This window comes from Actinomadura physcomitrii, assembly GCF_008923205.2.
GTDB classification, from domain to species: domain Bacteria; phylum Actinomycetota; class Actinomycetes; order Streptosporangiales; family Streptosporangiaceae; genus Spirillospora; species Spirillospora physcomitrii.
The window spans coordinates 1-17,487 of record NZ_WBMS02000059.1 but is presented as its reverse complement, the minus strand read 5'-3'; the positions used below and the strand labels follow the sequence as shown (position 1 = coordinate 17,487).

Annotated in this window: 17 protein-coding genes and 1 pseudogene; 10 read left to right on the top strand and 8 right to left on the bottom strand. The window is 72.8% G+C overall.

The window, feature by feature from the left end; translation table 11 throughout:
* The first annotated feature begins 50 nt into the window (after positions 1 to 50).
* Positions 51 to 422 (top strand): hypothetical protein, encoded by a 372-nt coding sequence (locus tag F8568_RS42350; RefSeq protein ID WP_151599810.1) that lies wholly within the window; start codon positions 51 to 53, stop codon positions 420 to 422.
* A gap of 65 nt (positions 423 to 487) precedes the next feature.
* Here the strand turns inward: F8568_RS42350 and F8568_RS42345 are convergent, their stop codons facing one another.
* Positions 488 to 2,794, bottom strand: a complete 2,307-nt coding sequence (locus F8568_RS42345) for a DEAD/DEAH box helicase (RefSeq protein WP_151599809.1) — start codon at positions 2,792 to 2,794, stop codon at positions 488 to 490.
* Between the two features lie 248 nt (positions 2,795 to 3,042).
* Between F8568_RS42345 and F8568_RS42340 the strand changes: the two genes are divergently transcribed.
* Together F8568_RS42340 and F8568_RS42335 are read left to right on the top strand one after the other, a co-directional pair.
* The gene (locus F8568_RS42340) at positions 3,043 to 3,396 is read left to right on the top strand and encodes an STAS domain-containing protein (RefSeq protein WP_021597910.1); all 354 of its coding nucleotides are present in this window, start codon (positions 3,043 to 3,045) and stop codon (positions 3,394 to 3,396) included.
* Positions 3,397 to 3,412: 16 nt separating this feature from the next.
* Positions 3,413 to 3,853 carry an ATP-binding protein gene (locus F8568_RS42335; protein ID WP_151599808.1) on the top strand — a complete coding sequence of 147 codons (441 nt, stop codon included), beginning with the start codon at positions 3,413 to 3,415 and terminating at the stop codon, positions 3,851 to 3,853.
* Positions 3,854 to 3,981: 128 nt separating this feature from the next.
* On the opposite strand, the gene F8568_RS50810 is transcribed toward F8568_RS42335, so the two are convergent.
* A complete protein-coding gene (locus F8568_RS50810) occupies positions 3,982 to 4,188 on the bottom strand; it encodes a zinc-binding dehydrogenase (RefSeq protein ID WP_407924516.1) in 207 nt (68 codons plus the stop codon).
* Between F8568_RS50810 and F8568_RS51325 the strand changes: the two genes are divergently transcribed.
* The 3 genes from F8568_RS51325 to F8568_RS42315 all read left to right on the top strand — a co-directional run bounded on the left by F8568_RS51325 (position 4,098) and on the right by F8568_RS42315 (position 8,057).
* Positions 4,098 to 4,367 carry a hypothetical protein gene (locus F8568_RS51325; protein WP_407924515.1) on the top strand — a complete coding sequence of 90 codons (270 nt, stop codon included), beginning with the start codon at positions 4,098 to 4,100 and terminating at the stop codon, positions 4,365 to 4,367. The two genes, F8568_RS50810 and F8568_RS51325, sit on opposite strands and share 91 nt — an antisense overlap.
* A 397-nt stretch (positions 4,368 to 4,764) precedes the next feature.
* Complete coding sequence (locus F8568_RS42320; RefSeq protein ID WP_151599807.1) at positions 4,765 to 7,248, top strand: sodium-translocating pyrophosphatase; 2,484 nt, start codon at positions 4,765 to 4,767, stop codon at positions 7,246 to 7,248.
* Between the two features lie 335 nt (positions 7,249 to 7,583).
* On the top strand, positions 7,584 to 8,057 hold the full coding sequence (locus tag F8568_RS42315; protein WP_151599806.1) for a SixA phosphatase family protein: 474 nt from the start codon (positions 7,584 to 7,586) through the stop codon (positions 8,055 to 8,057).
* Between the two features lie 19 nt (positions 8,058 to 8,076).
* Here F8568_RS42315 and F8568_RS42310 read toward each other — a convergent pair whose 3' ends face one another.
* Positions 8,077 to 10,326, bottom strand: a complete 2,250-nt coding sequence (locus tag F8568_RS42310; RefSeq protein ID WP_151599805.1) for an FUSC family protein — start codon at positions 10,324 to 10,326, stop codon at positions 8,077 to 8,079.
* 172 nt (positions 10,327 to 10,498) lie between these two features.
* On the opposite strand from F8568_RS42310, the gene F8568_RS42305 reads away from it, so the two are divergent.
* Together F8568_RS42305 and F8568_RS42300 are read left to right on the top strand one after the other, a co-directional pair.
* On the top strand, positions 10,499 to 10,990 hold the full coding sequence (locus tag F8568_RS42305) for a VOC family protein (RefSeq protein WP_151599804.1): 492 nt from the start codon (positions 10,499 to 10,501) through the stop codon (positions 10,988 to 10,990).
* The gene (locus F8568_RS42300) at positions 10,987 to 11,847 is read left to right on the top strand and encodes a MerR family transcriptional regulator (RefSeq protein WP_151599803.1); all 861 of its coding nucleotides are present in this window, start codon (positions 10,987 to 10,989) and stop codon (positions 11,845 to 11,847) included. Before F8568_RS42305 ends, F8568_RS42300 begins: the two co-directional genes overlap by 4 nt.
* Positions 11,848 to 11,860: 13 nt before the next feature.
* On the opposite strand, the gene serB is transcribed toward F8568_RS42300, so the two are convergent.
* Positions 11,861 to 13,069: a phosphoserine phosphatase SerB gene (gene serB, locus F8568_RS42295; protein ID WP_151599802.1), complete on the bottom strand. Its 1,209-nt coding sequence runs from the start codon at positions 13,067 to 13,069 to the stop codon at positions 11,861 to 11,863.
* 209 nt (positions 13,070 to 13,278) lie between these two features.
* On the opposite strand from serB, the gene F8568_RS42290 reads away from it, so the two are divergent.
* Positions 13,279 to 13,527 carry an SCO4226 family nickel-binding protein gene (locus tag F8568_RS42290; protein WP_151599801.1) on the top strand — a complete coding sequence of 83 codons (249 nt, stop codon included), beginning with the start codon at positions 13,279 to 13,281 and terminating at the stop codon, positions 13,525 to 13,527.
* Positions 13,528 to 13,612: 85 nt separating this feature from the next.
* Complete coding sequence (locus tag F8568_RS42285) at positions 13,613 to 14,350, top strand: VOC family protein (RefSeq protein ID WP_151599800.1); 738 nt, start codon at positions 13,613 to 13,615, stop codon at positions 14,348 to 14,350.
* On the opposite strand, the gene F8568_RS42280 is transcribed toward F8568_RS42285, so the two are convergent.
* The 4 genes and pseudogenes from F8568_RS42280 to F8568_RS47335 form a co-directional block, all read right to left on the bottom strand.
* Positions 14,337 to 15,053: a protein-L-isoaspartate O-methyltransferase family protein gene (locus tag F8568_RS42280; protein ID WP_328601285.1), complete on the bottom strand. Its 717-nt coding sequence runs from the start codon at positions 15,051 to 15,053 to the stop codon at positions 14,337 to 14,339. The genes F8568_RS42285 and F8568_RS42280 overlap by 14 nt on opposite strands.
* A gap of 304 nt (positions 15,054 to 15,357) precedes the next feature.
* The gene (locus F8568_RS49125) at positions 15,358 to 15,873 is read right to left on the bottom strand and encodes a hypothetical protein (RefSeq protein WP_236010036.1); all 516 of its coding nucleotides are present in this window, start codon (positions 15,871 to 15,873) and stop codon (positions 15,358 to 15,360) included.
* A 514-nt stretch (positions 15,874 to 16,387) separates the two neighbouring features.
* A pseudogene (locus F8568_RS49120) lies at positions 16,388 to 16,528 on the bottom strand (helix-turn-helix domain-containing protein); the annotation flags it as partial.
* 309 nt (positions 16,529 to 16,837) lie between these two features.
* Positions 16,838 to 17,020 carry a hypothetical protein gene (locus F8568_RS47335; RefSeq protein ID WP_202126008.1) on the bottom strand — a complete coding sequence of 61 codons (183 nt, stop codon included), beginning with the start codon at positions 17,018 to 17,020 and terminating at the stop codon, positions 16,838 to 16,840.
* Between the last annotated feature and the right edge of the window lie 467 nt (positions 17,021 to 17,487).

Here is a 17,487-nt window from a genome sequence, read left to right as displayed (position 1 = left end):
TGCCAGCCGGATCCCCCGGATCGTCCGGCACGGGAGAGGAGACCCTCCGCATGATCATTCTGGGGTTGGTCGTCACGCTCGCCGCCATCGCCGCGGCCGTGGCCGTCATCGTGGGCAACACCGGCGCGGTCCACGTGACCGCGTTCGGGCACGAGGTGCCCGGCGTCACCCAGCAGTGGCAGCTCTTCCTGGCCGGCGTCGTCGTGGCCATCGTGTTCATGGCGGGCGCGGGGATCGCCGCCCTCGGGTTCCGGCGCAGCATGAACCTCCGCAGGGAACTGCGGGACCTGCGGGACGAGCACGAGGAGTCGCTGCAGACGCTGGAGCTGGAGCGCCGCAAGCTGCAGCAGGCGCTGGCGCAGGCCCGGCGCGGTCTGGACGAGCAGCCGTCCGTCCCCGCGCAGCGCGTCGCACCGAACTAGGCGTTCGTTCGGTGCCGTGGAAGGCCGGATGCCTCGGGCCTTCGCGCGACGACCCGAGCCCGCCGTCAGGGGGCCGCTTCCAGTAGGACGGCGAGGAGGGTGAGGGCGCCCTGCTTGTCGAGGGGTTCGTTGCCGTTGCCGCACTTCGGGGACTGGATGCAGGACGGGCAGCCCGACTCGCACTCGCACGAGGCGATCGCGTCGCGGGTCGCGCGCAGCCAGGCGGACGCGTCGGCGTACCCGCGCTCGGCGAACCCGGCGCCGCCCTCGTGGCCGTCGTAGACGAAGACGGTGAGCAGCCCCGTGTCCGGGTGGACGGCGGTGGAGACGCCGCCGATGTCCCACCGGTCGCAGGTCGCGTACAGGGGCAGCAGGCCGATCGAGGCGTGCTCGGCGGCGTGCGCGGCGCCCGCGAGGTCGAGGTCGCCGAGGGCGTCGACCTGCGCTTCGGAGAGCGTCCACCAGACGGCTCGGGTCCGCAGCGTGCGGGGCGGGAGGTCGAGGGGCTTCTCGCCGAGCATCTCGCCGGTCTGGACGCGGCGCATCTGGTATGCGACGACCTGGCTGGTGACGTCGACGGTGCCGTAGCAGAGCGTCGCGTCGCCCCATGAGGTGGAGCGCAGCCGTTCGGCGATGGTGATGTCGGTGACGTCGCGGGCGGTGGTGGAGTAGTCGGGGTCGGCGGCCTCGACGAGCGCGACGGAGTCGTCCAGGTCGAGGGTCTGCACGATGAACGACTCGCCCTGGTGGATGTAGACGGCGCCGTCGTGCACGGTGGTGTGCGCGGACGCCTCGTCGACGGTGCCGAGGAGGCGTCCGGTGGCGGTCTCGACGACCTGGACGGGCGCGCCGCCCGCGCCGCGGATGTCGGCGAGGTCGCAGGCCTTGTCGCGGCGCGTCCAGTACCAGCCGGCGGGGCGGCGGCGCAGGAACCCGCGGCGGACGAGGTCGGGCAGCAGGTCGGCGGTGGACGGCCCGAAGAGCGCGGCGTCGTCGTCGGTGAGGGGCAGTTCGGACGCGGCGGCGCACAGGTGCGGTTCGAGGACGTAGGGGTTGTCGGGGTCGAGGACGGTGGCCTCGACGGGCGTCCCGAAGATCGCCTCGGGGTGGTGGACGAGGAAGGTGTCGAGGGGGTCGTCGCGGGCCACGAGGACGGACAGGGCGGCCTGCCCGGACCGTCCGGCGCGTCCGGCCTGCTGCCACAGCGAGGCGCGGGTGCCGGGCCAGCCGCACACGAGGACGGCGTCGAGCCCGGACACGTCGACGCCGAGTTCGAGGGCGTTCGTGCTGGCCAGGCCCACGATGGAGCGGGAGCGGAGGGCGGCTTCGAGGGCGCGGCGCTCCTCGGGGAGGTACCCGGCGCGGTAGGCGGCGACCTGTTCGGCGAGCGCGGGCGCGACCTCGTGCAGCGCGCGCTTGGCGCCGAGCGCGACGGACTCGGCGCCGCGCCGGGACCGCACGAACGCGAGCGTCTGGACGCCTTCGACGACGAGGTCGGCGAGGAGGTCGCCGGCCTCGGCGGTCGCGGTGCGGCGGACGGGCGCGCCCTGCTCGCCGCGCAGGTCGGTGAGGGGCGGTTCCCACAGCGCGAACGTGGCGGGCCCGCGCGGGGACGCGTCGTCGTCGACGGCGACGACGTCGAGGCCGGTGAGGCGGGACGCGGTGGACGCCGGCTCGGACGTGGTGGCGGACGCCAGGATGAAGGTGGGCGAGGCGTGGTAGCGGGCGCAGATCCGGCGGAGGCGGCGCAGGATCTGCGCGACGTGCGAGCCGAAGACGCCCCGGTATCCGTGGGCTTCGTCGACGACGACGTAGCGGAGGCGGCGCAGGAAGGACGACCAGCGGGAGTGCCCGGGGAGGATCGACCGGTGCAGCATGTCCGGATTCGTCAGCACATAGTTGGCGTGCTGGCGGACCCAGGACCGCTCGTCCTGCGGGGTGTCGCCGTCGTAGGTCGCGGCGCGGACGCGGGTGAGCCGCAGCCCGCGCAGCGCGCGGAGCTGGTCGGCGGCGAGCGCCTTCGTCGGCGACAGGTAGAGGACCGTCCCCTCGCGGCGGTGGTCGTCCTCACCGGCATAGATCGCCTCGATCGAGGGCAGCAGGTAGGCGAGGGACTTTCCGGACGCGGTGCCTGTGGCGACGATCACAGACCGGCCGGCGCGGGCGTGCTCCGCGGCGGCGGCCTGGTGCTCCCACGGGGCCGCGATCCCGGCGGCGGCCAGCCGGTCCACCAGCAGCGGGGGCGACCACGCCGGCCACCCCGTACGACGGCCCTCACGTGCGGGAACGCGCTCCACATGGGTGATGCGGCCGCGCCGGGACGGGTCGGCGAGCAGCCGGTCGAGAGGGGTTGAAGATCTTTGGGCGGCCATCAGGTTTTCAGTTTGCCAGCCGGGGCAAAACTACGGGAACGCCCCGGCGCCGGTGGGCCCGTTCCCCCTGTGCTCATCTGTGGATCAGCAGGTCAGACGGGACGGCGCGAACTTTCGCCCGACTGGTCGATAACGTGCGTGCGCCGCGCCGGAGCGTGGTTGAATCACGGCGATGTCTCGCCGCCCGGGCCGCCGCCGCGGAGCCCGGAGCGCGGGATCGGATTGTGCTGCACGGCGCTGGAGGATTTGTGGACCTGAAGGTGAACGACTACACCACCGACGATGGCCTCACCGTCATCAACGTGGAGGGCGAGATCGACGTCTACACGGCGCCGAAGCTTCGCGAGAAGCTCATCGACCTGGTCAACAAGGGCAAGTTCCACCTGCTCGTGGACATGGAGAAGGTCGAGTTCCTGGACTCGACCGGTCTCGGCGTCCTGGTCGGCGGGCTGAAGCGGGTCCGCGCGCACGACGGCTCGCTGGAGCTGGTCTGCACGCAGGAGCGCATCCTCAAGATCTTCCGGATCACGGGGCTGACCAAGGTCTTCGGCATCCACGACTCGATCGCCGAGGCCGAGGAGAAGCGCAAGGGCGCGAAGTAGGCGGCCTGACACCACGATGGCGACCGTTGAACTGTCCTTCAGTGCGCTGCCCGTCCACGTCCGGACCGCCCGGCTGATCGTGACCGCGGTGGCCCGCCGCAGCGGCGTCGCCGAGGCGCTGCTGGACGAGGTGAGGCTGGCGGTCGGCGAGGCGTGCTCGCGGGCCGTGGAAGCGCACCGCCTGCACTGCCCGGACGAGCCCGTCCGGCTCGAGCTGACCGGGGAGGGCCGCCGCTTCGAGGTCACGGTGAGCGACACCGTGCCCGGGGACGACGCGGCGGGCGGGCCGCCGGCGCAGCCGGACGAGGACGACCTGGACTTCGACCTCGGCGAGGGCACCGCCGAGCTCGGGCTGGCGGTGATCGCCGGGCTTGCCGACGACGTGGAGATCGCCACCACGCCGAAGGGCGTGCAGATCCGGATGAGCTGGCCTGCGGAGGCCGAGGCGACCATCTGACCCGGCGCGGCCGGGCGGCGCCCCGCTCGGCAGGCCCCGCTCAAGAGGCACAGCGCGCCCGTCCCCCAGACCGCATGGCGAAGGCCCCGCCCCGGCGGGGCCTTCGCCGTACCCGGGTGCCGCCGACATCAGAGGGTCAGGACGATCTTGCCCTGGATGTGGCCGGACTCGGCGAGTTCGTGCGCCTTCGCCGCGTCCGCGAGCGGCAGGACGTGCGCGACGTGCGGGCGCAGCAGACCGTCGCATGCTGTGCGGGGCGTACGACCTCGACCAGGTGCGCCCGCATCCGCTGCTGCGCGGGCTGCCGCCGGTGATCCGCGTGCGGGCGCCGGCACGGCCGGCACCCGGAGCTGCGCCCGGCGGTGGCGCTGCTCGGCGCGGAGCTGTCCGGCCGCCGGCAGGGCGCGGACGGGATCGTCCCACACGCCGCCCGCCCCGGCGCCGACGCGCCGCCTCGAATTGGGCGGATGGGGCTCGTGTGACCCCTGCGGCGGAACGCCGGACGGGCGTGTGAGAATCTCTGCGGAGAATGATCTTGGATCGTCCGGATTTGGGCCTAGACATATTGTGTGTTAATGCCTAGCTTAAATACCGGACGGCGCGCGCCGCGCCGCCGGACTACCGTGACCGCGGCCCTGTCAAGGCAGCCGCGGGGTAATAGTGTGCTTACTCGGACTGACCTGCGGAAATAGCCTCCGACCAGGTGCAAAGGTCAAATTACGGCGTAATGCGGATTGCTTTTCCGTGACATCCTCATTAAGGGTCTGGCGCCCTTCTCATTCGCCCTGCGCCTGCGTAGACTCCCCGCACCCGCGCTGCCGTGCGAGGCGTTCGAAATCAGGACTCGCGGGGTAGGCGGTAAAGATCGTCTTTTGACGGTCGGATCGCAACGCCCCTGTCGAGGAGGACGCATGTCTGGGCTTTCCCTGTCGAGCCCGGCCACTGCAGCAGCAGACGTGGATCTCGGCGGCGGCGACCTGTCACTGGTCGTCGTCGTAGCCGTGATCGCCCTGCTGGCACTGGCCGTCGCCGCGGGTCTGGTACGCGATGTACTGGCCGCGGGTCAGGGCACCGAGAAGATGCAGGAGATCGCGCGCGCGGTCCAGGTCGGCGCGAGCGCCTACCTGAAACGCCAGTTCCGCACGGTCGGCGTCTTCGTGGTGCTCATTCCGCTGGTGCTGCTGCTCCTGCCCGCCGACTCCTGGAGCGAGCGCATCGGGCGGTCGGTGTTCTTCGTCATCGGGGCGGTGTTCTCCTCCGTCACCGGCTTCACCGGGATGTGGCTGGCGGTCCGCGGCAACGTGCGGGTCGCGGCGGCGGCCCGCGAGGAGGGCGGCGAGAAGACCGCGATGCGGATCGCGTTCCGCACCGGCGGCGTCGCCGGCATGTTCACCGTCGGCCTCGGGCTGTTCGGCGCGGCGATCGTCGTGCTGGCCTACCAGGGCGACGCGCCGAAGGTCCTGGAGGGCTTCGGCTTCGGCGCCGCGCTGCTCGCGATGTTCATGCGGGTCGGCGGCGGCATCTTCACCAAGGCCGCCGACGTCGGCGCCGACCTGGTCGGCAAGGTCGAGCAGGGCATCCCGGAGGACGACCCGCGCAACGCGGCGACGATCGCCGACAACGTGGGCGACAACGTCGGCGACTGCGCCGGCATGGCCGCCGACCTGTTCGAGTCGTACTCGGTGATGCTGGTCGCGGCGCTCATCCTGGGCACCGCGGCGTTCGGCACGCAGGGCCTGGTGTTCCCGCTGCTGGTGCCGATGATCGGCGTCATCACCGCGGTGATCGGCATCTTCGCGGTGATGCCGCGCGACGGCGACCGGTCCGGCATGACGGCGATCAACCGCGGCTTCTTCATCTCCGCGATCATCTCCGCGGTGCTCGTCGCGATCGCCGCGTTCGCCTACCTGCCCTCGTCGTTCGCGGACCTGGACGGCGGCATCCACGACGTGGACGCCGACCCGCGCTGGGTGGCGCTCGGCTCGGTGATCATCGGCATCGTGCTGGCCAGCGCGATCCAGCTGCTGACCGGCTACTTCACCGAGACCAACCGCAAGCCGGTGCGGGAGGTCACCGACAGCTCCCGGACCGGTCCGGCGACCGTGATCCTCTCCGGTATCTCGCTGGGCCTGGAGTCGGCCGTCTACACCGCGCTCGTCATCGCCGCGGCCGTCTACGGCGCGTTCCTGCTCGGCTTCGGCAACACCACCGTCGCGCTGTTCTCGGTGGCGATGGCCGGCACCGGGCTGCTCACCACCGTCGGCGTGATCGTGTCCATGGACACCTTCGGGCCCGTCTCCGACAACGCCCAGGGCATCGCGGAGATGTCCGGCGACGTCCAGGGCGAGGCCGCGAAGGTGCTGGAGCGGCTGGACGGGGTCGGCAACACCACCAAGGCGATCACCAAGGGCATCGCGATCGCGACGGCGGTGCTGGCGGCGACCGCGCTGTTCGGCTCGTTCGGGACGGCGGTCAACTCCGCGCTCGCGGACGCGTCCGCTTCCGCGCGGGACGCGATCGGCTCGCAGTTCAACCACGGCATCAACCTGTCGATCGACAACCCGAACGTGCTGATCGGGCTGATCATCGGCGCGGCCGTGGTGTTCCTGTTCTCCGGCCTGGCGATCATGGCGGTGGGCCGGGCGGCCGGACGGGTCGTGGTGGAGGTGCGCGAGCAGTTCCGCACCAAGCCCGGGATCATGGACTACACCGAGAAGCCGGACTACGACCGGGTCGTGGACATCTGCACCCGGGACGCGCAGCGCGAGCTCGCCACCCCCGGCCTGCTGGCGATCATGACGCCGATCGCGGTCGGGTTCGCGCTCGGGTACGCGCCGCTCGGCGCCTACCTCGGCGGCGCGATCGCGGCCGGGGTGCTGATGGCGGTGTTCCTCGCGAACGCCGGCGGCGCCTGGGACAACGCGAAGAAGGTCGTCGAGGAGGGCCTGCTCGGCGGCAAGGGCAGCGAGGCGCACGCCGCGACGGTGATCGGCGACACGGTCGGCGACCCGTTCAAGGACACCGCCGGGCCCGCGATCAACCCGCTGATCAAGGTGATGAACCTGGTCGCGCTGCTGATCGCGGACGCGGTCGTGACGTACGCCGACAACTACGCGCTGCGGGTCGGGGTGACGGTCGTGGCGGTCGGCATCGTCGTCGCGGCGATCGTGATCTCCAAGCGGCGCGCCGACCCGATCGCGCCCGCGGGGCCCGCCGCGGCCGAGGGCGGCGCCGCCACGAGCGGCGAGGTCGAGGGCGGCGACGCGAAGGGCGGCGCCGTCGAGGCGACCGCGCCCGAGCAGGCCTCCGCCCCGGCGGAGGAGGCGGTCGCGGTCGAGGCGAACGGCTCGGCGGCGTCCGGGAAGGCGGACGAGTCCCCGGCCGGGGCGTCCTGATCTTCTCCTGATCCGTCCGAACAAGAGGGGCCGGTGGCGTCGCGCCACCGGCCCCTTCCGCGTTCCACCCGGGTGGTGTCCGGACCACCTGGGACCGGTCGTACGCTGTACGCGGGAACGACCGAGGGAACGGGAGGCGCTGTGGCGAGCGGCGAGAAGCCGGCCTTGTCCGGCGGTAAGGGCTTCGCCCTGGTGCTGTGCGGGATGCTCGCCATCCTGCTCGCGCTGTGGGGGCTGGCGGCGCTCGTCGCGCCGTAGCCCGCCGGGGTGCGAGCGCGCTGGTCACCTGCCGGGTCGGCGGCGGGCCGGCGGCGCCCGCGCCGTAGGGTGGCGGCATGCCGACGCTGATCGTGCTCCGCCACGCCAAGGCCGTCGCGGGCTTCGGGACGGCCGACATCGACCGCGCCCTCAACGACCGCGGGCGGCGCGACGCCGCGGCGGCCGGGGAGTGGCTGCGCGCGGAGGGCCTCGCCCCCGCGCGGGTGCTGTGCTCCCCCGCCGCGCGGACGCGGGAGACGCTCGACCTGCTCGCCCTCCGGCCCGGCGCCGCGGCGTCCTTCGAGCCGAAGATCTACGACAACGACCCGGACCTGCTGTTGTCCCTGGTCGCGGAGGTGCCGGACGAGGCCGGGACGGTCCTGCTCGTCGGGCACAACCCGTCGGTGCACCAGCTCGTCCACGACCTGACCGGGCAGGCGCCGGACAGCTACCCGACGTGCGCGCTCGCGGTCGTCGACGTGCCGGGCGCGTGGGCGGACGTCCGGCCCGGCGCCGGCACCCTCGTCACGTTCCGAGCCCCGAAGGACTGACCGCGCCGGCCCGGGGCCCTCAGGTGTCCTGGCCGACCGCCGCGAGCGACGCGTTGATCACCCGTCCGGTGTCGCGCCGCAGCGAGCGGACCGTGTACCGCGTCCCGGACACCTGCGCGAGCGCGTGCCGCAGCGGCGTGAACTCCTCCCGCCCGACGCCCGACTTGATCTCGGCGCGGCGCCGCTTGGTGAGCTTCTTCAGGTAGTCGTCGAGCCCGGCGAGCTCCTCCTCCAGCTCCGCCACGGGTGACCGGGACTTCAGATCCTCGTCGCCCGGATCTTCCAGGAGCCCGGATGCCTCCTCCAGCTGGTCGGCGAGCCGGTCCAGGATCTCCGGCACCGGCCCCGCGTCCACGGCCTCCTCCCGCGTCACCCGCGAGACCGCGATCAGATGGTCGCGGACGCGGTGCGCGGCGCGGACGGCGTCGCGCAGCCGGCCGATCAGCGCGGTGTCGGGCACCCGCTCGTGCGTCAGCCGGGTCCGGGTCTCCGCGACGGCCTCGGCGGACCGCTCGGCGGTGACGACCTTCTCCTGCGGCAGCCGGACGCGCTCGCCGCCGACCACGTCCGCCGCCGCCCGGACGAGGTCGGCGTGCACCGCGAGCATCCGGCCGAGCAGGACGGGCAGCCGCTCCAGGTGACCGGCGGGCCACAGCAGCCGGACGGCGAGGAACGACAGCACCGTCCCCCCGGCGACCAGGCCGATCCGCTCGCCCGCGATGCGCCAGTCGGCGGGCGCGGAGAAGTCGAGCAGCATCATCGCCAGCGGCGTCCCGAACAGCCCCCAGTAGGCGAAGTTGATCGGCCGCAGCGCGAACCCGGCCAGCGCGAACACGAAGACGATCACCGCGACGACGCGCTGGGTCGGCGCGAGCGTCAGCACGATCGCGGCGACCGCCGAGCCGGCCGCGGTGCCGCCGACGCGCTGCACGAGCCGTTCGACGGTCTCCCCGTACGTCGCGCGCAGGCTCAGCATCGCGGTGATCGTCAGCCAGTGGCCGTGCGGGATGTGCAGGCCCGCGGCCAGCGCCATCGACACGACGGCGGTCACGTACACCCGCGTGAGCTGCCGGAACAGCGGGGAGCGGGTGCGGACGGCGCGGCGGATCCGGGCGAGCGCCGACATCGGGTGCGGCGGGCCCGGCATCCGCGGCGGCCCGATCCCGATCCGCAGGCCGCCCGCGATGGTGCGGCGCGCCGAGGCGGCCTCGCCGGCGATGCGGTCGATGGACCGCCGCACCTGCCCGATCAGCGACACCGCGATGAGGTCCTCGTCGCCGGCGAGGCCGGCGCGGCGGATCTGCTCCTGCAGCCGCCCCATCCGGCGGACGGCGCCCGACTCCTCCCCGCCGAGCGGCGCCTCGCCGTCGGTGGCGATCGCGCCCGCGAGCAGCCGCAGCCGCGCCGCGAGCGCGGACACGGCGGTCTGCGTCTCCAACTCCCATTCGCGGTCCGGCGGGTAGTTCTTCACGGCCTCCAGGACGGCCTGCAGCGTCACGGTCTCGTGCAGCACGCGGCCCAGCGCGTCGATCAGCCGTTCGGGGCGGGTCGGCTCGTCGCTGCCCCGCCCGGACCGGTACAGCCCGTAGGTGGCGCGGGCGTCGGTGAGCGCCTCGGACGCGGCGCGCCGCCGCTCCTCCCAGTCCGGCATGCGGGTGACGGCCAGCAGGTCGGGGTTGGTGAGCTCGACGGCGTTCAGCGGGCTCGGGTCGGGCGCGCCGACGTCCTGCGCGACGGCGTCGAGGGCCTCGGCGACCCGGTCGGCGGCCTCGGCGAGGGCCTCGCGCAGCGGCCGGAGCCGCCGCACCGGCCACGGCACCAGCAGCAGCCCCATGGTGAGCAGCCCGCCGATCAGCTCCAGCAGCCCGGCGCCGATGACGTCGTCGGACGGCGGCCGGATCGCGCTCAGCAGCACCGCGAGCCCGGCCGTCGAGCCGATCCGCGGCACCGCGACGCCGAGCGCGATCAGCGGCGGCACGACGATCACCGCGGGCCAGGTGTGCCCGCTCAGCAGCCCGCCGACCGCGGACCCGAGCGCGACCATCAGCGCGCCGCTCGCGAGGTCCCGGGCCCGGTTCCCGTACGGGCCCTCGGGCGCGCGCAGCGCCACCAGGTACGCGCCGAGCGCGATCATCGAGCCCTGCGCGGCGCGGCCCGTCAGCGACCCGGCCAGCAGCGGGACCGCCATGGCGAGCGCCGCCGCCAGCCCGTAGAACGGCGCCGACTGCCCGTTGATCTGGGCGTACGCCGACCGCGCACGCTTCAGCACCGCTCCGGCTCGCCTTCCCGACTCGTCCCGCGGGTCCCGGCGGGTGCCGGGGACCGCACACCGGCACTCCTACCCCGAAAACCCCCGCGATGATCGTTGCGAGGCCGGGCGGCGGACCGTTCCGCTCGCGGAGTTGACCCTGACGTCGCGGGAGGGTCGACGATCGGGGGCCATGAGCGAGTACATCAGCCCCGTTCCCGTGCCGGCGCCCGGCGTGCGGCCCGCCGAGATCTACCGCGAGATCTACGGCATGCCCATGTTCGTCACCGTCCCCACCGGCGATCTCGCGGCGTCCGAGGACTTCTGGCTCCGCGGGCTCGGCTTCGTCGACCTGTTCTCCGTCCCTGGCCAGGTGACCCACCTGCGGCGCTGGGCGTTCCAGGACGTCCTGCTGGTGCCCGGCGAGCCGGCCGGCGCGGCGCCGGCGGTGAGCGTCGCTTTCGCCTGCGTGCTCGGCCAGATCGACGAGATCGCCGGGCGCTGCGAGGAGCTGGTGCCGGGATGCACGAGCGGGCCCGTCGACAGGCCGTGGAACTCCGTCGAGCTGGAGGTCGTCACGCCGGAGAACGCGCGGGTCGTGATGACGGCCGCCCGGCCCCTCGATCCGGACGGCCCGCAGGCCGGCTGGATGCGCGAGATGGGCATGGAGGTCCCGCGGCCATGAGCGGACCCGTCACCGGCCTGGTGCACACTGGGCCGGTGACGCACGCCGAAGCGAACGGACCGGGCGCCGCAGAGGACGGGCTGACCGTCGGGCGCGCCGCCGCGCTGGTCGGGGTGAGCGTGAAGGCGCTGCACCACTGGGACGCGGTCGGCCTCGTCCGCCCGGGCGGGCACACCCCCGCCGGGTACCGGGTGTACTCGGCCGACGACATCGCCCGCATCCACCGCGTCCTGATCTACCGGGAGCTCGGCTTCCCGCTCGCCGAGATCGCCCGGATCCTCGACGACCCGTCCGCCGACGCCCGCGACCACCTGCGGCGGCAGCGCGCCGAGCTGGAGCGGCGCGCGGGCCGCCTCCGGGAGATGGCGCGCGCCGTCGACCGCATGCTGGAGGCGCTGGACGCGGGGCTGCGGCTCACCCCCGAGGAGCAGGCCGAGATCTTCGGCGCCGACTGGCGGCCCGAATGGGTCGGGGAGGCCCGGGACCGCTGGGGCGGCACCGCCCAGTGGACGCAGTACGCCGAACGCGCCGCCGCGATGACCCCGCAGGACTGGAAGGACGCCGTCGCGCGGACCGAGGCCCTGCACGCCGACCTCGCCGCCGCCCGCCGTGCCGGCGTCGCCGCCGGATCGGCCGAGGCGGGCGCCCTCGCCGAACGGCACCGCGCGCTGCTGTCCGCCTACTTCGACTGCACCCATGCGATGCACGCGTGCCTGGGACGGATGTTCGCCGAGGACCCCGGCTTCGCCGCCCACTACGACGGGATCGAGCCCGGCCTCGCCGGCTGGCTCCGCGACGCGATCTTCGCCAACGCCGAACGCCACGGCGTCGACCCGGCCACCGCCGGCTGGGAATGACCGTCCGGAAGCTTCAGTCCTGCCGGACGGCGTCGGCGGCGTCGGCCGCCTCGACCTCCTCGCGGGAGATCCCGAGCAGGAAGACGATCGTGTCCAGGTACGGGACGTTGACGGCCGTGTCGGCGGCCTGCCGTACGACCGGCTTGGCGTTGTAGGCGACGCCGAGCCCCGCGGCCTGCAGCATGTCGAGGTCGTTGGCGCCGTCGCCGATCGCGACGGTCTGGCTGACCGGCACGCCGGCCTCCGCGGCGAACCGGCGCAGCGCCGCCGCCTTCCCGGCCCGGTCGATCACCGGGCCGGTGATCCGCCCGGTGAGCTTCCCGTTCTCGATCTCCAGCGTGTTCGCGGCCGAGTAGTCGATGCCGAGATCGTCCACCAGAGCGTCCGTGACCTGGGTGAACCCGCCGGACACGATCGCGAACTTGTAGTCCAGCCGCTTCAGGGTGCGGACCATGGTGCGGGCGCCCGCCGCGAGCCGCAGCTCGTCGCGGACGGCGTCGATCGCCGCCGCGTCCAGCCCGGCGAGCAGCGCGACCCGCTCCCGCAGCGACCCCTCGAAGTCCAGCTCGCCGCGCATCGCGGCCTCGGTGACCTTCGCGACCTCGTCGAGGCACCCGGCGTGCTCGGCGAGCAGCTCGATCACCTCGCCCTGGATCAGCGTCGAGTCGACGTCCATGACGATCAGCCGCTTGGCGCGCCGGCTCAGCCCGCCGTGCTGGACGGCGATGTCGACCTGCTGCTCGGCGGCCTCGGCGGCGAGCCCGGCCCGCAGCGTGTCGGGGTCGGCGCCGGACACGTCCATCTCGATGCAGGTCACGGGGGTCTGCGCGAGCCGCTCGATCCGGTCGATGTTGGCGCCGTGCGCGGAGATCCGCCCGGCGATACCGGCCATCGCGGCGGGCTTCAGCGGCGCGCCGAGCACGGTGACGTGCAGCCGGCCGCTCCGCTTCGGCATCCGCTTGTTGCGGCCCGTGGACAGCTCGATCTCCATGTCGAGATCGTTGGCGACCTTCTCGGCGGCGTTCCACACGCGGCCGATGTCGGCGCCCTCGGTGTAGGCGAGCAGGACTCCGAGGACGAGCCGCCCCCGGATCACGACCTGCTCGACGTCGGCGACGGTGAGCGGGAACTGGGAGAGGGTGCGGAACAACCGCGACGTCACGCCGGGGCGATCGCGTCCGGTGAGTGTGATGAGCAGCGTTCGCTGTGCTGACCCGTCCATAGCTGTCCACAACGGTACCGGCCGCGGGACACCCCTCGCGCGCCAGGTCCGCCATGCGAGACGCAGCCGCCTCGTTCCGGGCCGCCGCCCGCCGCGGGGAAGGTTTATCTGCTGGTGAAGGCGGTTACGCCGGGAATATCCGATCGGCTCGGGGTTCGGCGCCTGATCGCGAGCCCCCGAGCCGGGAGCGTCGAGATCGGGGAGGAACCATGACCAAGTTCATGGACGTTCACCACGGCATGACCGGCCTGACCGGCGACCAGCTCAAGGAGACCCACGAGGCGGACCTCGCGATCCAGGACCAGGAAGGCGTCGTCTTCGAGCACGCCTGGGCCGACCCCGAGTCCGGCACGGTCTACTGCCTGTCCGAGGCGCCGGACGCCGGCGCCGTCCAGCGCATCCACGAGCGCGCCGGCCACCCCGCCGACGAGATCCACTGCGTCTCGCTGGCCATCTGAGCGACGGCCGCGCGCCCCGGCGCCCGGCCCCTCCGGGGCGCGTCCGCCACGGCGCGCCCCATCAGCCCGGACATATGATCACCGAATGGCGACACGGCTCATTCAGATCGCGATGAAGGCCAAGGACGACGCGGCGCTCGGCCGGTTCTGGGCGGAGGCGCTCGGCTGGGGCACCGACAGCGAGGGCCCCGGCGTGACCAACGTCGCGCCCGAGGGCGTCGACTACCCCGACCCGGCCGTGCTCTTCATCGACGTCCTCCGCGTCCCGGACCCCAAGACCGTGAAGAACCGCCTGCACGTCGACCTCGCCACCACCTCGATCGAGCACCAGGCGGAACTGGTCGCGCGGCTCCGCAAGCTCGGCGCGGCGCCCGCCGACATCGGCCAGGGCGACGTCCCGTGGACGGTCCTCGCCGACCCCGAGGGCAACGAGTTCTGCGTCCTGGAGCCCCGCGAGCTCTACCGGGACACCGGGCCGATCGCCGCGCTCGTCGTCGACTGCGCCGACCCGCGGGCCATGGTCCGGTTCTGGGACCAGGCGATCGACTGGACCGTGCACGAGGTGACCGACCACTCCGCGAGCATGCGCTCCGCCACCGGCCTCGGCCCCTACCTCGAGTTCGTCCGCACGCCCGACGCCAAGACCGGGCTGAACCGCATCCACTTCGACCTCCGCCCGTACGCCGGCGACGACCACGCGGCGGAAGGCGACCGGCTGCGCGCCCTCGGCGCCACCGACACCGACATCGGCCAGGGCGACGTCCCCTGGACCGTCCTGTCCGACCCCGAGGGCAACGAGTTCTGCCTGCTCACGCCTGCTTGACACCGACGGGGTTTTCCGGCCGATCCAGCCAGACGCTCTGCCCTTCGGACGTGACCGTGACCCCGTAGCGCCGGACGTCCGGACGTCCCGCCGCCTCCCAGCGCTCCTCCGCCTCATCGAACGCCGACGGCGGGTCCCGCTGATCGCGCAGCGGCATGAACCAGCCGGGGACATGGAAGCGGCCCTCGGCGACGCCGCCGTCCCGCACCTCCAGCCGCGCGACGGGGCAGTCGGGATGGAACGTCGGGCCCCACGGCACCACGATCACACCGCCCGGCCGCGTCTGCTCCACCCACGCGTACGGAAGCGTCCGCACGGCGGCCGTCGCGATGACCCGGTCGTACGGCGCGTCCCCCGCGTGACCGGCCTCGCCGTCGCCGGTCACCACGTTGACGGCGTACCCGGCCCGCTCCAGGTTCCGCCTCGCCGTCCCGGCGAGATCCGGTGCGATCTCGACCGACGTCACCCGGTGCGGTCCGGTGATCTTCGCGATCAGAGCGGCGTTCCAGCCGGTGCCCGTTCCGATCTCCAGCACCCGCAGCCCCGGAGCCGGGCCCAGGGGTTCGAGCATTTCCCGGACGATGTGCGGCGCACTGCTGGAGCTGACCGCGTTCACCCCCCTGCCGGTCGCCGCGTCCCGCAGCTCCTCCGGCGCGACCGGATCCCATTCCACCTTCGTGACGACGGGGTCCGCGCCGGCCACCACCTCCCGCTGAGCGCCGAACCGATCCGCACCACGTTCAGGACGACGCCTTCGCCCGGACGCCCCACGATCCCGCATGCCAAACCAGGCCAAGTCGCCACTTCCCGGTCAAGCCGGGATATGTAGTGCCGGACGTCGGCCTCCGGCGCCTGGACATCCTCCAACACGAGACCTCCTCGCACTCGGGAACGGACAGCACCGCGTCGGAGAACGCCGTGAGCCCTCATGCGAAGGACGTTATGGAGTGGGCATTGCAGCGACAATGGCACTTTTGCGTAGGTGGGATTCGAAGTGCCACGTCGCGTCACACGGCCACATGGATGAAATCCGCGAATTCCCTCATATCGGACGTCAAGCTGCGGCGCTGGGAAATGATCTGCACCAGGATGTCGCGCGCGTAGCGCTGGTTGGGGATCCATTCGGGGGCGTCGTGCCGGATTCTCTGGAGCATGTCGAACGCCTCCGCGTACTGCCGAAGGGACACCCGGGCCTGGGCGACGTCCAGCAAGTGCCTGTTGCGGTTGTTCGACGTGGGCCTGAGGTCTGCCACAGGTATCCGCTGCGACATCGCCAGTACGCGATCCGGGCGGTCCTCGACCATCGCGTTCTCCGCCCGCTTCATGGCCACGGTCAACGGCCCGAACGCCTGGAGGAAGTCATTTCGCGGGGCGTACTCCGTTCCCATGGCAACCGCCGCCGTCCGGGCCAGCCGGATGGCGTCCTCGTCGTCTCCGGGCTGGGCGTTCCTGACCGTCGCGGCGGAGAGCCGGACGAGCAGCCACCCCCACGCGGCCAGTTCCGCCACGGTCGCTCGCGACATCCGAGGTTCGATCTCGTCCGCCCATTCGCTCGCGACCGCGATCGATTCGGCAAGGCGTCCCCTGCCGAATCTCGAGCCAGGCGAGGGTGTTGACGATCGCCGCCGCCTCCAACCTGTCCGGAGCCTCGTCGAGGGCCCGCCGGAGCGCCGCGTCCGCCGCGTCGAACTGGCATGTCTGGGTGAGCAGCCACCCCGTGTGGTGGAGCAGGCGGGCCCGGACCGGCCGCGCGCCCGCCCCGAGTTCGTCGGCGTCGCGGAGAAGCGGCGGCAGTGCGGTGGAGAGGCGCGAGTACTGGTCTCCGGAGAACAGCGGCATCAATGACGCCAAAGCATCAGCCACTCCGCGCACGGTGGGGGCCTCGCCGGGCGGGTTCCCGTGCAGTCCGTCCAGCGCCCTGCGGAGAGGCTCCCACTGCTCGTGGTCGTTGGACTCGGAGACGCCGCGAGCGGGGCTCTCGATCAGGTCCGAGGTGGAGACACTCAGTGCGGTGGCGAGCTTGCGGAGCGTTTCAAGCCGCGTGTCCTGCTTTTCTCCTTGCTCCAGCTTCCGGATGAGGGAGATGGACACTCCGGAGAGGGTGGAAAGCTCCCTTTGCGTGAGCCCGCGCCGTTTGCGTACGGCCCTCAACCGCTCTCCAAGGCTGCGAGTGCTCATACGTCCAGGCTAAGCACTCGATTCCGCACCCGCTGGCCGAATTCAAACGCCCCAGGGGGCGGCCCCGAGTCGCCTCAAGGGAGTATCGGGTCGTGGGCGGCGTCGTACGGCGGAAGACATTCGTGCGACGCGGATGGCGGCCATGGGCGTCTCCGCGCTGTCCGGTCGTCACCACCAGCGACAACGGCATCTGCCCCTGCTCACACGCCAGACGCATCATGGTCGACGACCCACCGCGGGAACGTCCCAGCGCGTGATCGGCCGGCTCGGCGACGTCCCGCCGGGTGGCTCGCGCTGGGAGTCGCCACGTCACCGTGCTCCGGCGGCGGCATGCTCGCGGAGCCCCGGATCGGTGTGGTGGCCGACCTGCTCGGCGACCCGCTGACCCCGCAGGTACGGGAGGTCTTCGGCACCGCGCTGGACGTGCTGGAGCGCGCTGGCGCGCGGTGCCGGGATGTGCGGCTGCACGGCGTCGAGGAGTTCACCGAGCACGTCGCGACGACCATGCTGGCCGAGGCGCGCACGAGCATCGCGCCTGGTACCGCGCCCGGGCCGCCGACTACGCGGCCGGGACCCGAGCGAACCTCGCCGCGGGCCACGCCGTCACCGCTGCGGCCTGCCTGTCCGCCATGGACGACCGACGCCGCTTCACCGCCGTGGTGGACACATCGCTGCGCGAGGCCGACCTCCTGGCGGCGCCCACGATCGGGTTCACCGCGCCCGAGCGCGAACCGGACTTCCAGGGCGGCGGCCTCGACTACGTCCGGCGGAGGTTCGGCATCCCAAAGCCTGTTTGGAGTGCTTCAGCCGGGGTTCGGGCCCTTGGTGCGTTGGGTGTTCGGGTGGTGGGGTGGCGCTTGCGTACGGGGCCGCCCCTCCAAAGTCAAGGGCGCCTTCGGCGTCGCTTCGCGATGGACTTCGTCCACCCTTGACTTTGGAGCCTCTGCGGCCCCTGGGCA

What these genes read in the sequence shown, in the direction of transcription:
- F8568_RS42350 (WP_151599810.1), top strand. Translation starts at nt 51, where the DNA reads ATGATCATTCTGGGGTTGGTCGTCACGCTCGCCGCCATCGCCGCGGCC.
- F8568_RS42345 (WP_151599809.1), bottom strand. Translation starts at nt 2,794, where the DNA reads ATGGCCGCCCAAAGATCTTCAACCCCTCTCGACCGGCTGCTCGCCGAC.
- F8568_RS42335 (WP_151599808.1), top strand. Translation starts at nt 3,413, where the DNA reads ATGGCGACCGTTGAACTGTCCTTCAGTGCGCTGCCCGTCCACGTCCGG.
- F8568_RS51325 (WP_407924515.1), top strand. Translation starts at nt 4,098, where the DNA reads ATGCTGTGCGGGGCGTACGACCTCGACCAGGTGCGCCCGCATCCGCTG.
- F8568_RS42320 (WP_151599807.1), top strand. Translation starts at nt 4,765, where the DNA reads ATGTCTGGGCTTTCCCTGTCGAGCCCGGCCACTGCAGCAGCAGACGTG.
- F8568_RS42315 (WP_151599806.1), top strand. Translation starts at nt 7,584, where the DNA reads ATGCCGACGCTGATCGTGCTCCGCCACGCCAAGGCCGTCGCGGGCTTC.
- F8568_RS42305 (WP_151599804.1), top strand. Translation starts at nt 10,499, where the DNA reads ATGAGCGAGTACATCAGCCCCGTTCCCGTGCCGGCGCCCGGCGTGCGG.
- F8568_RS42300 (WP_151599803.1), top strand. Translation starts at nt 10,987, where the DNA reads ATGAGCGGACCCGTCACCGGCCTGGTGCACACTGGGCCGGTGACGCAC.
- serB (WP_151599802.1), bottom strand. Translation starts at nt 13,069, where the DNA reads ATGGACGGGTCAGCACAGCGAACGCTGCTCATCACACTCACCGGACGC.
- F8568_RS42290 (WP_151599801.1), top strand. Translation starts at nt 13,279, where the DNA reads ATGACCAAGTTCATGGACGTTCACCACGGCATGACCGGCCTGACCGGC.
- F8568_RS42285 (WP_151599800.1), top strand. Translation starts at nt 13,613, where the DNA reads ATGGCGACACGGCTCATTCAGATCGCGATGAAGGCCAAGGACGACGCG.
- F8568_RS49125 (WP_236010036.1), bottom strand. Translation starts at nt 15,873, where the DNA reads ATGTCGCGAGCGACCGTGGCGGAACTGGCCGCGTGGGGGTGGCTGCTC.